Source organism: Luedemannella helvata (genome assembly GCF_039528415.1).
Classification (GTDB): domain Bacteria; phylum Actinomycetota; class Actinomycetes; order Mycobacteriales; family Micromonosporaceae; genus Luedemannella; species Luedemannella helvata.
Genome location: NZ_BAAALS010000029.1, coordinates 23071 through 38241, shown reverse-complemented (window position 1 = coordinate 38241; position 15171 = coordinate 23071). Strand labels below are relative to the sequence as shown.

General features: G+C 73.0%; 18 protein-coding genes. 9 read left to right on the top strand and 9 right to left on the bottom strand.

Going from position 1 to position 15171, the window contains the following annotated elements:
- Positions 1-17: 17 nt before the first annotated feature.
- Together ABD191_RS23830 and ABD191_RS23825 are read right to left on the bottom strand one after the other, a co-directional pair.
- Positions 18-1223: an RNA polymerase sigma factor gene (locus tag ABD191_RS23830; RefSeq protein ID WP_344086405.1), complete on the bottom strand. Its 1206-nt coding sequence runs from the start codon at positions 1221-1223 to the stop codon at positions 18-20.
- 59 nt (positions 1224-1282) lie between these two features.
- Entirely contained in the window at positions 1283-1621 is a 339-nt protein-coding gene (locus tag ABD191_RS23825) for a YciI family protein (RefSeq protein WP_344086286.1), read from the bottom strand.
- Positions 1622-1784: 163 nt separating this feature from the next.
- On the opposite strand from ABD191_RS23825, the gene ABD191_RS23820 reads away from it, so the two are divergent.
- Together ABD191_RS23820 and ABD191_RS23815 are read left to right on the top strand one after the other, a co-directional pair.
- Positions 1785-2369, top strand: coding sequence for a histidine phosphatase family protein (locus tag ABD191_RS23820; protein ID WP_344086283.1), 585 nt, complete (start codon positions 1785-1787; stop codon positions 2367-2369).
- Between the two features lie 24 nt (positions 2370-2393).
- On the top strand, positions 2394-2957 hold the full coding sequence (locus ABD191_RS23815; protein ID WP_344086280.1) for an HhH-GPD-type base excision DNA repair protein: 564 nt from the start codon (positions 2394-2396) through the stop codon (positions 2955-2957).
- Here ABD191_RS23815 and ABD191_RS23810 read toward each other — a convergent pair.
- Complete coding sequence (locus tag ABD191_RS23810) at positions 2942-3844, bottom strand: dienelactone hydrolase family protein (protein ID WP_344086277.1); 903 nt, start codon at positions 3842-3844, stop codon at positions 2942-2944. The two genes, ABD191_RS23815 and ABD191_RS23810, sit on opposite strands and share 16 nt — an antisense overlap.
- 72 nt (positions 3845-3916) lie before the next feature.
- Here ABD191_RS23810 and ABD191_RS23805 point away from each other — a divergent pair, with 72 nt between their 5' ends.
- Positions 3917-4267: a DUF3099 domain-containing protein gene (locus tag ABD191_RS23805; protein ID WP_344086274.1), complete on the top strand. Its 351-nt coding sequence runs from the start codon at positions 3917-3919 to the stop codon at positions 4265-4267.
- A 15-nt stretch (positions 4268-4282) separates the two neighbouring features.
- On the opposite strand, the gene ABD191_RS23800 is transcribed toward ABD191_RS23805, so the two are convergent.
- On the bottom strand, positions 4283-5206 hold the full coding sequence (locus ABD191_RS23800; RefSeq protein ID WP_344086271.1) for a carbohydrate kinase family protein: 924 nt from the start codon (positions 5204-5206) through the stop codon (positions 4283-4285).
- Positions 5203-6138, bottom strand: a complete 936-nt coding sequence (locus ABD191_RS23795; protein ID WP_344086268.1) for a pseudouridine-5'-phosphate glycosidase — start codon at positions 6136-6138, stop codon at positions 5203-5205. The genes ABD191_RS23800 and ABD191_RS23795 overlap by 4 nt, the downstream gene beginning before the upstream one ends.
- 64 nt (positions 6139-6202) lie before the next feature.
- On the opposite strand from ABD191_RS23795, the gene ABD191_RS23790 reads away from it, so the two are divergent.
- The 3 genes from ABD191_RS23790 to ABD191_RS23780 all read left to right on the top strand — a co-directional run bounded on the left by ABD191_RS23790 (position 6203) and on the right by ABD191_RS23780 (position 8887).
- The gene (locus ABD191_RS23790; RefSeq protein ID WP_344086264.1) at positions 6203-6451 is read left to right on the top strand and encodes a DUF3039 domain-containing protein; all 249 of its coding nucleotides are present in this window, start codon (positions 6203-6205) and stop codon (positions 6449-6451) included.
- A 9-nt stretch (positions 6452-6460) separates the two neighbouring features.
- Complete coding sequence (locus ABD191_RS23785; RefSeq protein ID WP_344086261.1) at positions 6461-7087, top strand: trimeric intracellular cation channel family protein; 627 nt, start codon at positions 6461-6463, stop codon at positions 7085-7087.
- 81 nt (positions 7088-7168) lie between these two features.
- Positions 7169-8887 carry a DEAD/DEAH box helicase gene (locus ABD191_RS23780; RefSeq protein ID WP_344086258.1) on the top strand — a complete coding sequence of 573 codons (1719 nt, stop codon included), beginning with the start codon at positions 7169-7171 and terminating at the stop codon, positions 8885-8887.
- Between the two features lie 144 nt (positions 8888-9031).
- Here ABD191_RS23780 and ABD191_RS23775 read toward each other — a convergent pair whose 3' ends face one another.
- Together ABD191_RS23775 and ABD191_RS23770 are read right to left on the bottom strand one after the other, a co-directional pair.
- Positions 9032-9292, bottom strand: a complete 261-nt coding sequence (locus ABD191_RS23775) for a DUF7455 domain-containing protein (RefSeq protein ID WP_344086255.1) — start codon at positions 9290-9292, stop codon at positions 9032-9034.
- A 311-nt stretch (positions 9293-9603) separates the two neighbouring features.
- The gene (locus ABD191_RS23770) at positions 9604-11292 is read right to left on the bottom strand and encodes an RNA polymerase sigma factor (protein ID WP_344086252.1); all 1689 of its coding nucleotides are present in this window, start codon (positions 11290-11292) and stop codon (positions 9604-9606) included.
- Between the two features lie 299 nt (positions 11293-11591).
- Between ABD191_RS23770 and ABD191_RS23765 the strand changes: the two genes are divergently transcribed.
- Positions 11592-12419 (top strand): inositol monophosphatase family protein, encoded by an 828-nt coding sequence (locus tag ABD191_RS23765; RefSeq protein WP_344086402.1) that lies wholly within the window; start codon positions 11592-11594, stop codon positions 12417-12419.
- Between the two features lie 16 nt (positions 12420-12435).
- Here ABD191_RS23765 and ABD191_RS23760 read toward each other — a convergent pair whose 3' ends face one another.
- Entirely contained in the window at positions 12436-12969 is a 534-nt protein-coding gene (locus ABD191_RS23760; protein ID WP_344086249.1) for a LytR C-terminal domain-containing protein, read from the bottom strand.
- A 390-nt stretch (positions 12970-13359) separates the two neighbouring features.
- On the opposite strand from ABD191_RS23760, the gene ABD191_RS23755 reads away from it, so the two are divergent.
- Both ABD191_RS23755 and ABD191_RS23750 read left to right on the top strand, forming a co-directional pair.
- Entirely contained in the window at positions 13360-13656 is a 297-nt protein-coding gene (locus tag ABD191_RS23755; protein WP_344086246.1) for a DUF4193 domain-containing protein, read from the top strand.
- Between the two features lie 126 nt (positions 13657-13782).
- Positions 13783-14682: a hypothetical protein gene (locus ABD191_RS23750; protein ID WP_344086241.1), complete on the top strand. Its 900-nt coding sequence runs from the start codon at positions 13783-13785 to the stop codon at positions 14680-14682.
- A 9-nt stretch (positions 14683-14691) separates the two neighbouring features.
- Here the strand turns inward: ABD191_RS23750 and ABD191_RS23745 are convergent, their stop codons facing one another.
- Positions 14692-15141, bottom strand: coding sequence for a DUF3093 domain-containing protein (locus ABD191_RS23745; RefSeq protein ID WP_344086238.1), 450 nt, complete (start codon positions 15139-15141; stop codon positions 14692-14694).
- Between the last annotated feature and the right edge of the window lie 30 nt (positions 15142-15171).

Below are 15171 nucleotides of genomic sequence, written 5' to 3'. Positions count from 1 at the left end.
TCCGGTTGGGTCGTCGTCTACCCGTACGACGAACGGCCCGCTCCGGAATCGACAACCTCGCCCAGGCGACCCTCCAGAAACTCACGCTCGGTGTCGTTGTCCACGAGTACGAGCGCCGCGCGGTACTCCCGCGCCGCCTCCTCGCGGCGGCCGAGCCGCCGCAGCAGGTCCGCCCGGGTGGCCGGCAGGTAGTGGTACCCGGCGAGGCGGCCGTCGTCCGCGAGCGCGTCGAGCGCCGCCAGACCCGCCTCCGGGCCGTCGGCCATGGACACCGCGATGGCCCGGTTGAGCGCGACCACGGGCGAGGGCCAGGCGGCGAGCAGCTGGTCGTACAGGCGGACGATCTGCGGCCAGTCCGTCGCCGCGTAGCTGCCGGCCGTCGCGTGCAGCGCCGCGATGGCGGCCTGCAGGGCGTACCGGCCCACGCGGCCCGTACGGAACGCCTCGACGGCCAGGCGCGCGCCCTCGCCGATCGCCGCCTGGTCCCACGCCGATCGGTCCTGGTGTTCCAGCAGGACCAGCCGGCCGTCGGCGTCGACGCGGGTGGCCCGGCGGGCGTCCGTGAGCAGCAGCAGCGCCAGCAGGCCCCGCACCTCGGGCTCGTCGGGCATGAGGCCGTGCAGCACGCGGGCCAGGTGCAGCGCGCGCTCCACCAGGTCCACGCGCACCAGGCCGGCGCCCGACGGGGCGGTGTGTCCGGTGGTGAACAGCAGGTGGACCACCGTGAGCACGGCGTCGAGCCGCTCGGGCAGTTCGCTGGCCTCCGGCACCCGGTACGGGATGCGGGCGGCGGCGATCTTCTTCTTGGCCCGGGTCACCCGGGCGGCCATGGTCGGCTCCGTGACCAGGAACGCGCGCGCGATGTCCGGCGTCGCGACGCCGCACACCAGGCGCAGCGTGAGGGCCACCCGCGCCTCCGGGGCGAGGGCGGGATGGCAGCAGGTGAACACCAGGCGCAGCCGGTCGTCAGGCACGGCGTCGGGGTCCGGGGAGTCCGTGACCACCTCCTCCGGCTCCACGAGCAGCGGCATCTTCGCCCGCAACACCTGCTGGCGGCGCAGCACGTCCAGTGCCTTGCGCTTGGCCGTGGCGGTGAGCCACGCGCCCGGCTTCGTGGGTACCCCGTCGCGGGCCCACGCGTCGAGCGCCGCCAGATACGCCTCCTGGACGCACTCCTCGGCCAGGTCCAGGTCGCGGGCGACGCGCGCCGTCGCGGCGAGCACGAAGGCCCACTCGCGACGGTGCGCGTCGGCGACCGCCCGCTCGACGGTGTCGCGTTCGCTCACGCGGGCGGCTCGAACAGGGGCCGCACCTCGACGCCGCCCTCGATCGTCGCCGGGTTGAGCTTGGCGATCTCGATGGCGACCTCGAGGCTGGGTGCCTCCAGGACGAAGAAGCCCGCGACGACCTCCTTGGCCTCGATGAACGGCCCGTCGGTGACGACGTCGCCGCGGATCGACGTGGCCGTGGTGCTCGGCTGCAGCGCGAAGCCGGTGACGGCCTTGCCGCCGAGCTGCTCGACCTGGGCCGGGTAGGTCTCCAGCCGGTCGATGTACTCCTGGCTGATGGCCATCGGGTCGGCCGGGGCGGGAGAGAAGATCAGAACTCCGTACTGCGGCATCGGGTCCTCCTCGGATGCGGATGTGTGGTCCTCTGCCATACCGACGAACGCGCGCCGCCGGATTCGACAGCGGGCGCGAGGATCATGTCGGCGATTCTGGTCCCCGCCGGCCCGGGCGTCTCAACCGGGCGCCGTAGCGGACCTTATCCCCATAGCTATTCGCATGGACCGATTAGGCATGCTGTGCGGAGTGGGCGTGGAGATCGTCTTCGAGACGCACCCGCAGACGATGCACAGCGAGGCGGGCATCGCCAGCGGGTGGCTGCCCGCGTCCCTGTCGGAGAACGGTCGCCGGCACGCCCGCGAGATGCGTCGGCGCCACCGCCACGACCCGCTCGCGGCGGTCTACCATTCCGACCTGCTCCGCGTGGTCGAGACCGTGGAGATCGCGTTCATCGCGTTCCCCGGGCCGGTCGTCGCGGACAAGCGGCTGCGCGACCTGAACTACGGCGCGCTCAACGGGGCACCCGAGGCGCAACTGTGGCGCGAGCGGGCCACCCACATCGACACGCGGTTCCCGCACGGGGAGAGCCTGCGCCAGCTCGTCGACCGTACCCGGGACCTGCTTGTCGAGCTGGCCGCCCGGTGGGACGGCGAGCGGATCGCGGTGGTCGCCCACCCGGTCACCCGGCTGGCCGTGGACCACCTGCTCAGCGGCGTACCGCTGGAGAAACTCGTCCAGGCCCCGATCGAGACCGACACCGGCGTGCGGTACGACCTGCCGGCGGGCTGGACCGGCCGCCCGTGACCCGGGCCATGAGAGCATGCGGGTATGGGCTTCCAGATCGCCAACGAGCCGGCCGCTGACCAGGTCCTCGACCAGTACCCGTTCGCGGTCCTGATGGGCATGATGCTCGACCAGCAGTACGGCATGGAGCATGCCTTCCGGGGCGGCTGGAAGGTGCTCAGCCGGTTCGGCACCCTGGACCCGGCCGCCATCGCGGCGGCCGACCCGGAGGAGTTCAAGGCCCTGTGCAGTCAGCCGCCGGCGATCCACCGGTTCCCGGGCTCGATGGCCGCCCGCCTGCAGGAGCTGGCGGCGCTGGTCGAGGCGAGGTACGGCGGTGACACCACCCGGCTGTGGTCGGAGGCCAAGACCGGCAAGGAGCTGCTCAAGCGGATCCAGGAGCTGCCCGGCTTCGGCAGGCAGAAGGCGCAGATCTTCGTGGCGCTGCTCGCCAAGCAGCTCGACGTGCGGCCCGAGGGCTGGGAGGCGGTCGCGGGCGACTACGCGCTCGACGGCTTCCGGTCGGTCGCCGACGTCGTCGACGCGGCGTCCCTGCAGAAGGTGCGCGAGTTCAAGCAGGAGAAGAAGAAGGCTCAGGTCGCCACGTAGCGCTCGAACCAGTTCAGCACCCGCTGGTACGCGTCCGCGGCCGCCTCCGCGTTGTAGCGCGGCCCGGTGTCGTTGAAGAAGGCGTGGTCCACGCCCGGGTACGTGACGACGTCGTGCGGCAGGCCGGCCGCCGTCAGCGCGGCCTCGGCCGCGTCGCGGCTGGCGTTGACCCGGGCGTCGGACTCGGCGTAGACGGCCAGCACGGCGGCCCCCGAGCGGGAGAAGTCCGGCTTGTCCGGCAGCGGCCCGTAGAACGGCACCGCCGCGCTCAGCTTGGGCTCCCCGGCGGCGAGCAGCCGCCACACGAGCCCGCCGCCGAAGCAGAACCCGACCGTGCCCAGCTTGCGCGCCTCGACCCGGACGCTCAGCTCGGCCAGGGCCGAGCGCAGGTCGGCCACCAGCCGCGCGGGCGCCACCGTACCGAGCGTCGCCGTGACCTTGGCGGGGTCGCCGATCGCGGCCGTGCCGCCCTCCCGGGACAGCAGGTCGGGCGCGAGGGCGGCGTACCCGCTGGCGGCGAAGCGACCCGCGACCGAGCGGATGTGATCCGTGAGGCCCTTGTTCTCATGGATCACGAGGACCCCGCCGAGCGGTTCTGCCTCGGGTTCCGACCAGGCGCCGTTGAGCATCGTGCCGGTCGGGTCCGGATAGCTGACCGGCACGACCGGCCGGGGCGTGGGGCCCGCGGGCGGGCCGCCGCCGGTCGAGGCCGCGGCGCTCCCGGACCCGTCCTTCGCCCCGCCGCCGCAGGCCGCCAGCAGTGTGCTGGCGGCGACCCCGGTCACGCCCAGCAGGCCGAGCCGGCGCAGCGCCTCGCGCCTGTTCAGCAGCCCGTCCGCGTGGTCGACCGCGATCTCTTCCGCGAGATACCGCCCAAGCGAGCCCATCTGACCCCCCACCGCAGCGTAGCGGCCCGCCCGCGTTGGCCGTCGCGGTTCCGGGGTGGCACCATGCCAAGGGTGAGCCGTCGACGACCCGAACCGGTCCTGATCACGGACGCTCCGGAGAGCCCGGAGCGCGAGCGGCTCGGCCGCGAGGTCCGCTACCTGATCATGATGGGTACCCGGGCGGCGTGCCTGATCGTGGCGGCCATCCTGGTCAGCACCAAACCGCCGCACTACGGCCTGTGGGTGGTCGTCTGCGTCGTCGGCATGGTCCTGCTCCCCTGGCTGGCGGTGCTCATCGCCAACGACCGCCCCGCCAAGGCCCAGTACCGCATGTCCCGCTTCGTGCACCGCCCGGTCACCCCCGCGGATCCGCAGGCACTGCCGGCCCCGCGCGAGCACCCCGTCATCGACGCCGACGACTAGGCCCGCGACGGCCCCTTACGGGCGTGCGCCCAGACGGGTGACGGCCGCGGCGCCGCGTTCGGTGCCGGTGCGCAGCGCGGCCCGCGGGTCCGCGCCCGACACGAATCCCTGCAGTACCCCGGACGCGAACGCGTCGCCCGCGCCGGTCGCGTCGACCACGTCGACCGCCAGCCCGCCCGCCTGGGCGATCACCGCGCCGCCGCGCGCCCACGCGGCCCCGGCCGGCCCGCCGGTCACCACGGCATGCCCCACGTGCGCCGCCACCGCCACCGCGAGCGTCCCCAGGTCCGTGCCCGGCGTCGCGGCCGGTCCGGCGGCCGGCAGGCGCAGCAGCGCCCGTGCCTCGTCGGCATTGCACAGGAGCAGGTCGATGCCGCGTACGAGATCGACGAAGTCGGGCACGGCCCGCAACGCGACCGCGGACGCCGCGCCGACGCTGGTCGTGCGACCCAGCGCGCGTGCGGTGGCCAGGGCGTGCCGGCCGGCCGGCCGGGTCGCCGGGTCGAGCAGGACGTACGCGGAGACGTGCACGTGGGCAACCTCCGGCGCGCGGACCGGACCGTCGACGTCGTCCGGGCGCAGCAGCGCGTTGGCGCCCCGGTCGCTGAGCATGGTCCGCTCGTCGCCGCGCACGAGCACGACCACGCACCCGGTCGCCGCGTCGGCGGCCCGCCGCACGGCGGCGTGGTCCACCCCGGCCCTGCCCAGCTCCACGAGTCGCTCCTCGCCGGCCGCGTCCCCGCCGGCCACCCCGACCAGGGCGACCGGCACGCCGTGCGCGGCCAGCCAGGCGGCCGTGTTGGCGGCCGAACCGCCGCCGGTCACCCGGATGCGGGCCCGCGTGTCCGCGCCGGGGGCGAGCGGCGCGGGATGCGCGGCCAGCACATCGGTCACGATGTCGCCGACCACGAGCACCCGCCCGTGCCGCGCCCCGGTCACGCCGGGGACGGTCCGGCCGCGGTGTGGTACGCCGTGGCGATCTGCGCGGCCAGCGCCGCGTTGCGCAGGATGATCTCCACGTTGACCGCCAGGCTGGCACCCTGGGTGCGCTCGTGGAAATGCGCCAGCAGGTACGGGGTGACCGCCTTGCCCACCACGTTGTCGCGCTCGAGGCCGGCCAGGCCCTCGGTGAGCACCTCGTCGTGCAGGGCCGGGTCGAGCTGCTCGGACTCGGGGAGCGGGTTGGCGACCACGAGCGCGGCGCGGTGCAGGTCCTGCGCCCGCCGCGCCGCCATGATGGCGGCCAGCTCGGCGGGGGAGCTGGCCGACCAGTCCAGGTCGAAGCCGCCGTCGGTCAGGTAGAAACCCGGAAAGCGGCGGGTGCCGTACCCGACCACGGACACGCCCAGCGTCTCCAGCCGCTCCAGGGTCGCGCCCACGTCGAGGATCGACTTCACCCCGGCGCACACCACCGTGATCGGGGTCTGGCCCAGCGTGGTGAGGTCGGCCGACTCGTCGTAGGTCTGCTGCGCGTCGCGGTGCACCCCACCGAGGCCGCCCGTGGCGAACACGGTGATGCCCAGCCGGGCGGCGACCGCGCTCGTGCTCGCGACCGTCGTGGCGCCGTCGGCCCGGGCCGCCGCCGCGACCGCCAGGTCGCGCACGGACAGCTTCGTGACCCCCTCGGCGGTCGCCAGGTGGGTCAGCTCGGCGTCGTCGAGGCCCACCACCAGCGTGCCGCCGATCATGCCGATCGTGGCGGGCACGGCGCCGTGCTCGCGGACCACCTGCTCGATGCGCCGGGCGACCGTGAGGTTCTCGGGGCGGGGCAGGCCGTGGGAGACGATGGTGCTCTCCAGCGCCACGACGGGCGCCCCGGCCGCGATGGCGGCCGCGACCTCGTCCCGACAGCGAATAGCGCGCTCGGTCATGACCATGACCGTACGCCGTGGGGTTTGATCGACGGGGCCGTGGTGGGCCTGGCACACTGGTGGGGTGACCACACCGACGACCGCCCCCCAGTCCGGTACCACCGTCGAGGAACGCGTCGACTACCGCCTCGACGAGGGTGACCACGAGCGCTTCGCCCATTACGTGACCTCGGCCGAGGCCCTCATGCAGGCGATGATCGAGGGCACGCCGGTGCAGGCCCTGTGCGGCAAGGTCTGGGTCCCGTCCCGCGACCCGCAGCGCTTCCCGATCTGCCCGACCTGCAAGGAGATCGCGGACTCGTTGGAGGACTGACCGCCCACCATGAGCACGCGTGACGTCCTCATGGTGGCCGATCTCGTCGGGGTCGCGGTGTTCGCCGCCTCCGGCGGTTCCGCCGCCGTCGCGAAGCGGTTCGACGTGTTCGGGGTGGTCTTTGTCGGCTTCGTCGCCGCCCTGGGCGGCGGGGTGCTGCGTGACCTCTTCATCGACGTCGTGCCCCCGGTGGCGTTCGCCGACTGGCGCTACAGCGTCACGGCCGCGGTCGCCTCCCTGCTCGTCTTCCGGTTCCACCCGCAGCTGGTCAAGCTACGCCGCAGCGTTTTGCTGCTGGACGCGGCGGGGCTTGGGCTGTTCACCGCGGCGAGCACGCTCAAGGCCCTGGAGGCGGGCGTACCGGCGGTCGGCTCCTGCATCATTGGCATGATCACCGGCATCGGCGGGGGCCTGGCCCGCGACATACTCACCGGCGAGATCCCGGTGGTCCTGCGTCGCGAGATCTACGCCGTGGCGGCGCTACTGGGCGCGATCGCGGTGGCGGTCGGGTTCCAGATCCCCGTGCCGGACACGCCGCTGATGCTCGCCTCCGCGGTGTTCATCTGCACCGTACGGGTCGTCGCGCTGCGCCGTAGGTGGGACGCGCCCGTCGCGCGGCCGGACCCCGGCGCCTGAGTCCGCGCGGCACGGTAAGCTGAGCCGGCCTTCGTGGTCGTCCGACCCCGGGGGCTTCATCGTGTGCGGGGAGGCAACTGCATGGCGTCGCGGCCGGACATCGAGCGGTTCCCACCGCTGCGGGCCTGGCAGCGCAAGGCGATGGTGGAGTACCTTCGCCGGCCCGTCGAGGACTTCCTGGCCGTCGCGACGCCGGGCGCCGGCAAGACGACGTTCGCCCTGCGGCTGGCCGCCGAGATGCTCGTCGCGGGCACGGTCGAGGCGGTCACGGTGGTGACCCCGACCGAGCACCTCAAGCATCAGTGGGCGGCCGCCGGGGCCTCCGTGGGCGTGCACCTCGACCCCAACTTCCGCAACGCCGACGTGCACTCCTCGGTGGACTTCCACGGCGCCGTCGTCACGTACGCCCAGGTCGGCATGGCGCCGGCGGTGCACAGGCGGCGCACGCTGGCCCGGCGTACCCTCGTGATCCTCGACGAGATCCACCACGCGGGCGACTCCCGGTCGTGGGGGGAGGGTGTCTCCTCGGCCTTCGGGCCGGCCGAGCGGCGGCTGATGCTCACCGGCACCCCGTTTCGCTCCGACGACAACCCGATCCCGTTCGTGCTCTACGAGCGGGGTCCGGACGGTCTCCTGCGCTCCAGGTCGAACAGCACCTACGGGTACGGGGACGCGCTGCGCGACGGCGTGGTGCGCCCGGTCATCTTCCTGGCCTACTCGGGGGAGACCCGGTGGCGCACCTCGGCGGGCGAGGAACTCGCCGCGCGGCTGGGCGAGCCGATGACCCAGGACCTCATCGCGCAGGCGTGGCGCACGGCCCTGGACGCGCGCGGCGACTGGATGCCGCAGGTGCTGCGCGCCGCCGACGCGCGGCTGTCGGTGGTGCGTCGCGGGATGCCGGACGCGGGGGGCCTGGTGATCGCGAGCGACCAGACGGCCGCCCGCGCGTACGCGAAACTGCTGGGGGAGATCACCGGGGAGAAGGCTGTGGTCGTGCTCTCCGACGACGCGGGCGCCTCCGGCCGCATCGCCGAGTTCGCTGCCGGCGAGCAGCGATGGCTGGTCGCGGTGCGGATGGTCTCGGAGGGTGTGGACATCCCGCGCCTGGCCGTCGGCGTGTACGCGACGAGCGCCTCGACGCCGCTGTTCTTCGCCCAGGCGATCGGGCGGTTCGTGCGGGCCCGCCGGCCGGGGGAGACGGCCAGCGTCTTCCTGCCGACCGTGCCGCACCTGCTGGAGCTGGCCAGCGAGATGGAGGCCGCCCGCGACCACGTGCTCGGGGTCAGGACCAAGGACGGCTTCGACGACGAGCTGCTGGAGCGGGCGCAGCGGGACGAGAAGGCCAGCGACGAGCTGGGCGCGACGTTCGAGGCGCTGTCCGCGACCGCCGAACTCGACCAGGTGATCTTCGACGGGGCCACGTTCGGCACGCCGGTCGGCGCCGGTACGCCCGAGGAGGAGGAGTACCTGGGGCTGCCCGGCCTGCTCACCCCCGATCAGGTGGCGACCCTGCTGGCCAAGCGGCAGGCGGATCAGGTGGCCGCCGAGCGCCGGGCGCGTACGGCGGCCGGGGCGGCCGCTGCGGAGCCGCCGGCGCAGCGCAGGCCCCAGTCGGCCGGCGAGCGGCGGATCCTGCTGCGCAAGCAGTTGAACGGGCTCGTGGCCGCGCACCACCACCGCACGGGCCTGCCGCACGGGAAGATCCACGCCGAGCTGCGCCGCCGGTGCGGCGGGCCGCCGAGCGCGCAGGCCACGATCGAGCAGCTGGAGGAGCGGATCGCCACGATCCAGTCGTTGTAGGCGCGGCGCCCGGCCCGCGCTTCCCATGCCGCCCGTGCGCTGGACGCGACCCGTGGAGCCGACCGCTAGGGCAACGCCAGGCCGGGTGGAGACGACGGAGCGCCCCGACCGTTGACCGGGCGGGGCGCTCCGTCGTCTGTCACGTCAGTTGGTGGGAATCTCGGGGTCGACTGTCAGGTCGGTGCGCAACTCAGCGCCCCGCCAGGTGAACTCGGGGTCAGCGACCACCTCAACGGCGATCTTGACGAGCTTCTCGGCGTACTTGTTGGCGTGGTGGCCGCAGAAGAGCAGCTCACCGCCTCCGGCGAGCACGACCCGCAACTTGGCCGCAGCGTTGCAGCGGTCGCAACGCTCCTCGGCGGTGGGCGGAGCCGCCGTAGTCGACGGGGTGAGGGTGGGGGTCACGTACCTCAGCCTCCTCTGCTGGTCATGCGTGGAATTGCTGTGTTGCGCCTTGCTGAGCATGCACCGGCGGGCCGGCGACTGTCTCGGATCACGCATCTTCCAACAGCGGAGCGACCGGCGGCGTTCCCGCTGTCGGCCGATGCGACCGAGGTCACCTGAGCCTATCGCCTCCATGCGACGCGCTCAGGTGACGCGGGGCGCGATTGGGCGCGCCGATGGTCACAGTTGTGTCACGGCACGCTGTGGATCGTCGACGCTCAGTGACCAGCAGGGCAGGAAACGGGCATAACACCCGGAAGAAAAGGAACGAATCAGTCCAGATAGTCCCGAAGCACCTGAGACCGGGACGGATGCCGCAGCTTTGACATCGTCTTCGACTCGATCTGCCGGATCCGCTCGCGGGTGACACCGTAGACCTGGCCGATCTCGTCCAGGGTGCGCGGCTGACCGTCGGTGAGCCCGAACCGCAGCCGCACGACGCCCGCCTCGCGCTCCGACAGCGTCTGCAGGACCTGCTGAAGCTGATCCTGCAGGAGGCTGAAGGAGACCGCGTCGACGGCCACGACCGCCTCGGAGTCCTCGATGAAGTCGCCCAGCTGGCTGTCGCCCTCGTCGCCGATCGTCTGGTCGAGCGAGATCGGCTCCCGGGCGTACTGCTGGATCTCCAGCACCTTCTCAGGCGTGATGTCCATCTCCTTCGCCAGCTCCTCCGGCGTGGGCTCGCGACCCAGGTCCTGGAGCAGCTCGCGCTGTATGCGACCGAGCTTGTTGATGACCTCGACCATGTGCACCGGGATGCGGATGGTGCGGGCCTGGTCGGCCATGGCGCGGGTGATGGCCTGGCGGATCCACCAGGTGGCGTAGGTGGAGAACTTGTAGCCCTTGGTGTAGTCGAACTTCTCCACGGCGCGGATGAGGCCGAGGTTGCCTTCCTGGATCAGGTCGAGGAAGGCCATGCCGCGGCCGGTGTAGCGCTTGGCGAGGCTGACGACGAGGCGCAGGTTCGCCTCCAGCAGGTGGTTCTTGGCGCGGTCGCCGTCGCGGGAGATCCAGTCGAGGTCGCGGCGCAGCGCCAGGACGAGCTTCTCGCCCTCCTCCTCGGCGGCGCGCAGGCGCTCCGCGGCGTAGAGGCCGGCCTCGATGCGCTTGGCGAGGTCCACCTCCTGCTCCGCGTTGAGCAGCGGCACCTTGCCGATCTGCTTCAGGTAGGCCCGGACGGAGTCCGCCGAGGCGGTCAGCTCCGCGTCGCGGCGGGCCTGCTTGAGCGCCTCGGACTCCTGGTCGTCCCACTCGAAGTCGTCGGCGGCCTCCGCGTCGGCCTCGGCGGCGACGACCATGGCGGCCGGCTCCTCGACCTGCACGTCGGCGATCTCGGCGGCGAGCTCCTCGTCCAGCTCGACCTCTTCGAGCTGGACGTCCTCGCCGTCGGCGGTCTTGGCGCCGTCGGCGGCCTTGGCGGGCCGGCCCTTCGCCGCCACCTTGGCGGGCGCGCCCTTCGTGGGGGCCGCCTTCGTGGCCTTGGCCGCGGTCTTCGCGGGCGCCTTCTTGGCCGCCGTCTTGGCGTCCGCCTTCGCCGCGGCGACGCTCTCGGACTCGGGAGCGTCGGCCGGGGTGGGCACGGCCTTCGTGGCCTTCGCCGCCTTGATCGGCGTGGCCTTGGCGGGCGTCTTCGCGGCGGGCCGGGGGGCCTTCTCGGCAGCCCCGGCGGCCGCCTCGGCCGCGCCGGCGCGCGCGGTCGCGGCCTTCGACGCGGGAGTGGCGGAGCGGGCCGCGGCGACCTTGCGGCGCGGCGTGCCGGCGGACCCGTCGACGACCACGGTGACACCCGCGTCGGCGAGCGAGCGGAGCAGCTTCTTGGCCTGGCTCGGACTCACGTCCGCGGCGTCCAGGGTCCGGCCGAGCTCTGCCGACGTGAGCTGCCCACCGGCGGCGGCGGCGACAGCGATCAGCGAGTCAGTGAGTGAACGGACATCAGCGCCGGTGTGGCGGAGTTCAGTCACGAACGACCTTCCCGTGGCGTGGTTCGAGCGCGGCCGATCTTCCCTCCACAGGCGCGGCGATGCCGTGTCAGGACGATCGGTGGTGTTGGAGACCCCCGGCGTCGTCTCGGCCGGCCCTTGGGGGGCTTTTCGATTCGAGGCACGCGGGCAGGCGTGAATTGTAGCGCTGATCTTTGCGATCATCCCGTCACGGCCCGTGCGCCATCGCCGACGTACACCGGTCGGTCCGCCAGAATGCTCGCAGACGGGCGGCGGCAGCGCGAGCAGGCGCGCGGAAACGGTCAGGGGTAGACGTGGACATCAAGCAGGGCGTTGACAGCGTTCCGGCCGGTCGGACGTTCGCGTGGGAGCTGTGCGACCTGGCCGTCGCGGCGGCCCGCGAGGCGGCCGACCTGGTCCGCGCGCAGCGCGCAGGCGGCATTGGCCACGTGGCTACGAAGAGCACCGACACGGACGTGGTGACCTCGGCCGATCGGGCGGCCGAGCGGCTCATCACCGACCGGCTGCGCCACGCCCGCCCGGCCGACCGCATCCTCGGCGAGGAATCCGGCACCCATGCCGGCCGGTCGCCGGTGAACTGGCTCGTCGACCCGATCGACGGCACGGTCAACTACGTCTACGGGCTCGGTCACTACGGCGTGTCGATCGCGGCCCAGGTCAATGGCGTGACCGTCGCCGGCGTGGTCCGTGACATCGACAGCGGGGCGCAATGGCACGCCGTGCGGGGCGGCGGCGCGTGGCGCGATGACCGCAGGCTCACCGGCAGCGCTGTGACCGACCTCGGCGTCGCCCTGGTCGCCACCGGGTTCGGCTACCAGCCGCAGCGACGCGCGCGGCAGGGCGCCGTCGTGGCGGGCCTGCTGCCGCACATCCGCGACATCCGCCGGTTCGGGTCGGCCGCCCTGGACCTCTGCCTGGCCGCCGAGGGCCTGGTGGACGCGTTCTACGAATCGGGTCTCAACACGTGGGACTTCGCGGCCGGCGGCCTCATCGCCGAGGAGGCCGGCCTGCGGGTCACCGGGTTGGCGGGCGCCCCGGCCGGGGCCGACATGGTTCTCGCCGCCCCGCCCGCCCTGTACGGGCCCCTGCACGAGCGCCTCGCCGCATTGGACGCGGCCGCCGGTTAGCTCAGGACGGTGCCGATCAGGACTCGGGCGCCGCGCACGTGCCCGGCGGCAGCTCCGGCTCCTGCAGCGCCGCGATCGACTGGTTGACCTCGATCCGGGTGGCCAGCTGCTGGAAGTTGTTGCCGAGAATGACGTCGACGAGGTCGTCCTTGCGCTTGATGTCGAACTGCATGTCCGCCTCGCCGAGGAAGTTCGCGTTCACGAGCTGGGCGGCGCCCAGCGACCGGGGCCCGAACTTGACGATCGCGATCTCGTCGTACGTGCGCTTGCCCGGCGCGGTGTTCATCTTCGTGACCACGAAGCCCCGCTGCTTGAACTCGGCCCCGACCGTGTTGGCCAGCCCGGGCCGTTTGGTGCCGTTGTAGACCCGCAGCTTCACCTGGCTGCGCTCAGGCATCTTCGCCTGGGCGGGCACCGCGCCCGGCGGGCACGCGTCGGCGGCCGGCGTGCCCGTCTGGGTGTCCTTCGACAGGGCCATAACGACGGTCACCACGGCGCCGATCACCAGGAGTCCTACAACGACCAGGGCCCGGATGCGCGCGAACGTCATGACGTGGTGCTCCCCGCCTCAGTAATCCGTGAACTGCCGCGCCGGGCGGGCGCCACGCGCCCGTCCGGCCAACTTGACCGCCACGAGGTTAGCGCCTGGCGGGTTCCCACGCGGGGATTGTGGATCGTCTTTCGGCGCGCCGGGCGGTGCGCGGACGGTCGCACCCCTACCTTTGTGTCGCCTGAGTCACATCGGGAACATTTCTCCGCGCGTGGACGTACAACGTCCGCGAGAGAACGGGTAAGGTACCGCGCTCGGCTGGGGTTGTTACCACGATGGTGTGGGAACCGCGTGGCTGGGAACCACAGGGGGCTCGCGGGACTTGGGCGTGGGCATAACGACGCCCGGTCGAGTGTTCTGGGCGTACACAACTTGGGAGAGTGACGAGGGATGGCGACCGACTACGACGCGCCACGGCGTGACGAGGTCGATCTCGGTGAGGACAGCCTCGAGGAGCTGAAGTCCCGCCGCACGGACGCCCAGTCGGGCAGTGTCGATGTGGACGAGGCCGACGTGGCGGACAGCTTCGAGCTGCCTGGTGCTGATCTTGCCGACGAGGAACTGACCGTACGGGTGCTGCCGATGCAGGCCGACGAGTTCCGCTGCGCGCGGTGCTTCCTGGTGCATCACCGCAGCCAGCTGGCGACCGAGCGCAACGGTGAACTCATCTGCCGCGAGTGCGTCTGAGCCGCGCTCGGCAGGTGACCCCTTCGGCGGGGTTGGGGCGACCCCGCGACGGGTACTCGTTGGTGCGCCGCTGCCGCACAATCGGTGGCGACGTGCCGGGTCCGAGTCAGCCGAAGGGTTTCACACATGACGAACCATGAGCATGTGCCCGATGACCAGTCGGGCACGGCCCTGTCCGGGGCCGGGGCGGGCGCACCGGACCCGACGGACGTGATCACCGGTGCCGTGGTGCCCGCGCCGCGCACCGGTGGCACCGGCGGGACGGCCGCGACGCCGGCCGCGGACGCCGTCGTCGACACGGTGGCCCGGCTCACCGCTGACGACCTCGCGCCCAAGGAGCGGCGACGGCTCCTCGGGCAACTGGCCGCGGCGCTGCGGGAGCGGGGCTTCCGGGACGTCTTCCGGCCGAAGGCGGCCATGGCCTGGATGTCGGATCTGGTCGCGGACATCGCGCCGCGCATTCCGATGCGCAACGCGGCCACGCTGCGCGCCCATTACCCGAACGCCACGGACGAGCAGATCGCCGACCGGCTGGTGCGCAACGCCACCCGGGCCACCTCCGCCATCGGCGCCGTGGGTGGGGGTGTCGCGGCGGTCGAGTGGGCGGTCCCGCCCGCTCTGCTGACGGCCCCGGTGCTGCTGTCCGCCGAGACGCTCGCCGTGGTCGCGGTGGAGATCAAGCTCATCGGCGAGCTGCAGGAAATTTACGGGCTGCCGGTGGCCTACACCGGCAGGTACCGGGCTGTGGCGCTCGTGCAGGCGTGGGCCAGCCGGCGCGGGGTCAACCTGCTCGTCCCGGGCCGGGGCGCGGCGGCGGTGCTCGGCACGGCGGCCCGCCACGAGCTGCGCGACCGGCTGCTGCGCCGGTTCGGCCGCAATCTCACCACGCTCGGGCCGATCCTCACGGGCGCGGCGGTCGCCGCGTTCCTGAACCGTCGCGCCACCCAGCGCCTGGCCCAGGAGGTCCGCGCGGACCTCACCAAGCAGCGCCGCGCGGCCATCGAGGGTCGCGTCGGGGAGCGTTGAGACGGACGGTCAGCGGTCGCTGTTGAGGGCGGCCGCCAGCCGGTCGGGGCGGCGCGAACTGATGAGCCAGTACGGCGTGGGGTCGGCGGGGTCGTTGAGGTCGACGCGGACCGTCCCGCGCACCCATGGCCGGATGATCACGAAAGCGAGCGGGTCGGCCTCGACGCCGAGCAGCGCGCGCCGTTCCTCGGCGTCCACGGGGTACGCCCCGGCGATGAACTCGCGCGGCAGGTTCGCGTCGTCGACGCGCAGGTGCCCGGGGTCCACCTGCACCCGGATCCGGCTGAGCCAGACCAGCGCCACGAGGGCGAGCGCCGCGCCGCCGGCGATCGCCGCGCCGCGCAGCCCGGGCGCGCCGAGGGCCAGCTCCACCCCGAGGACCACGCCCAGCAGGACGCCGGCGGGCCACGCCCACCAGGGGACGACGAGCCGTTCGCGATGCAGCGTCGGGTTAACCACGTTAGGCAGAGTAACCAGCGACCCACCCTG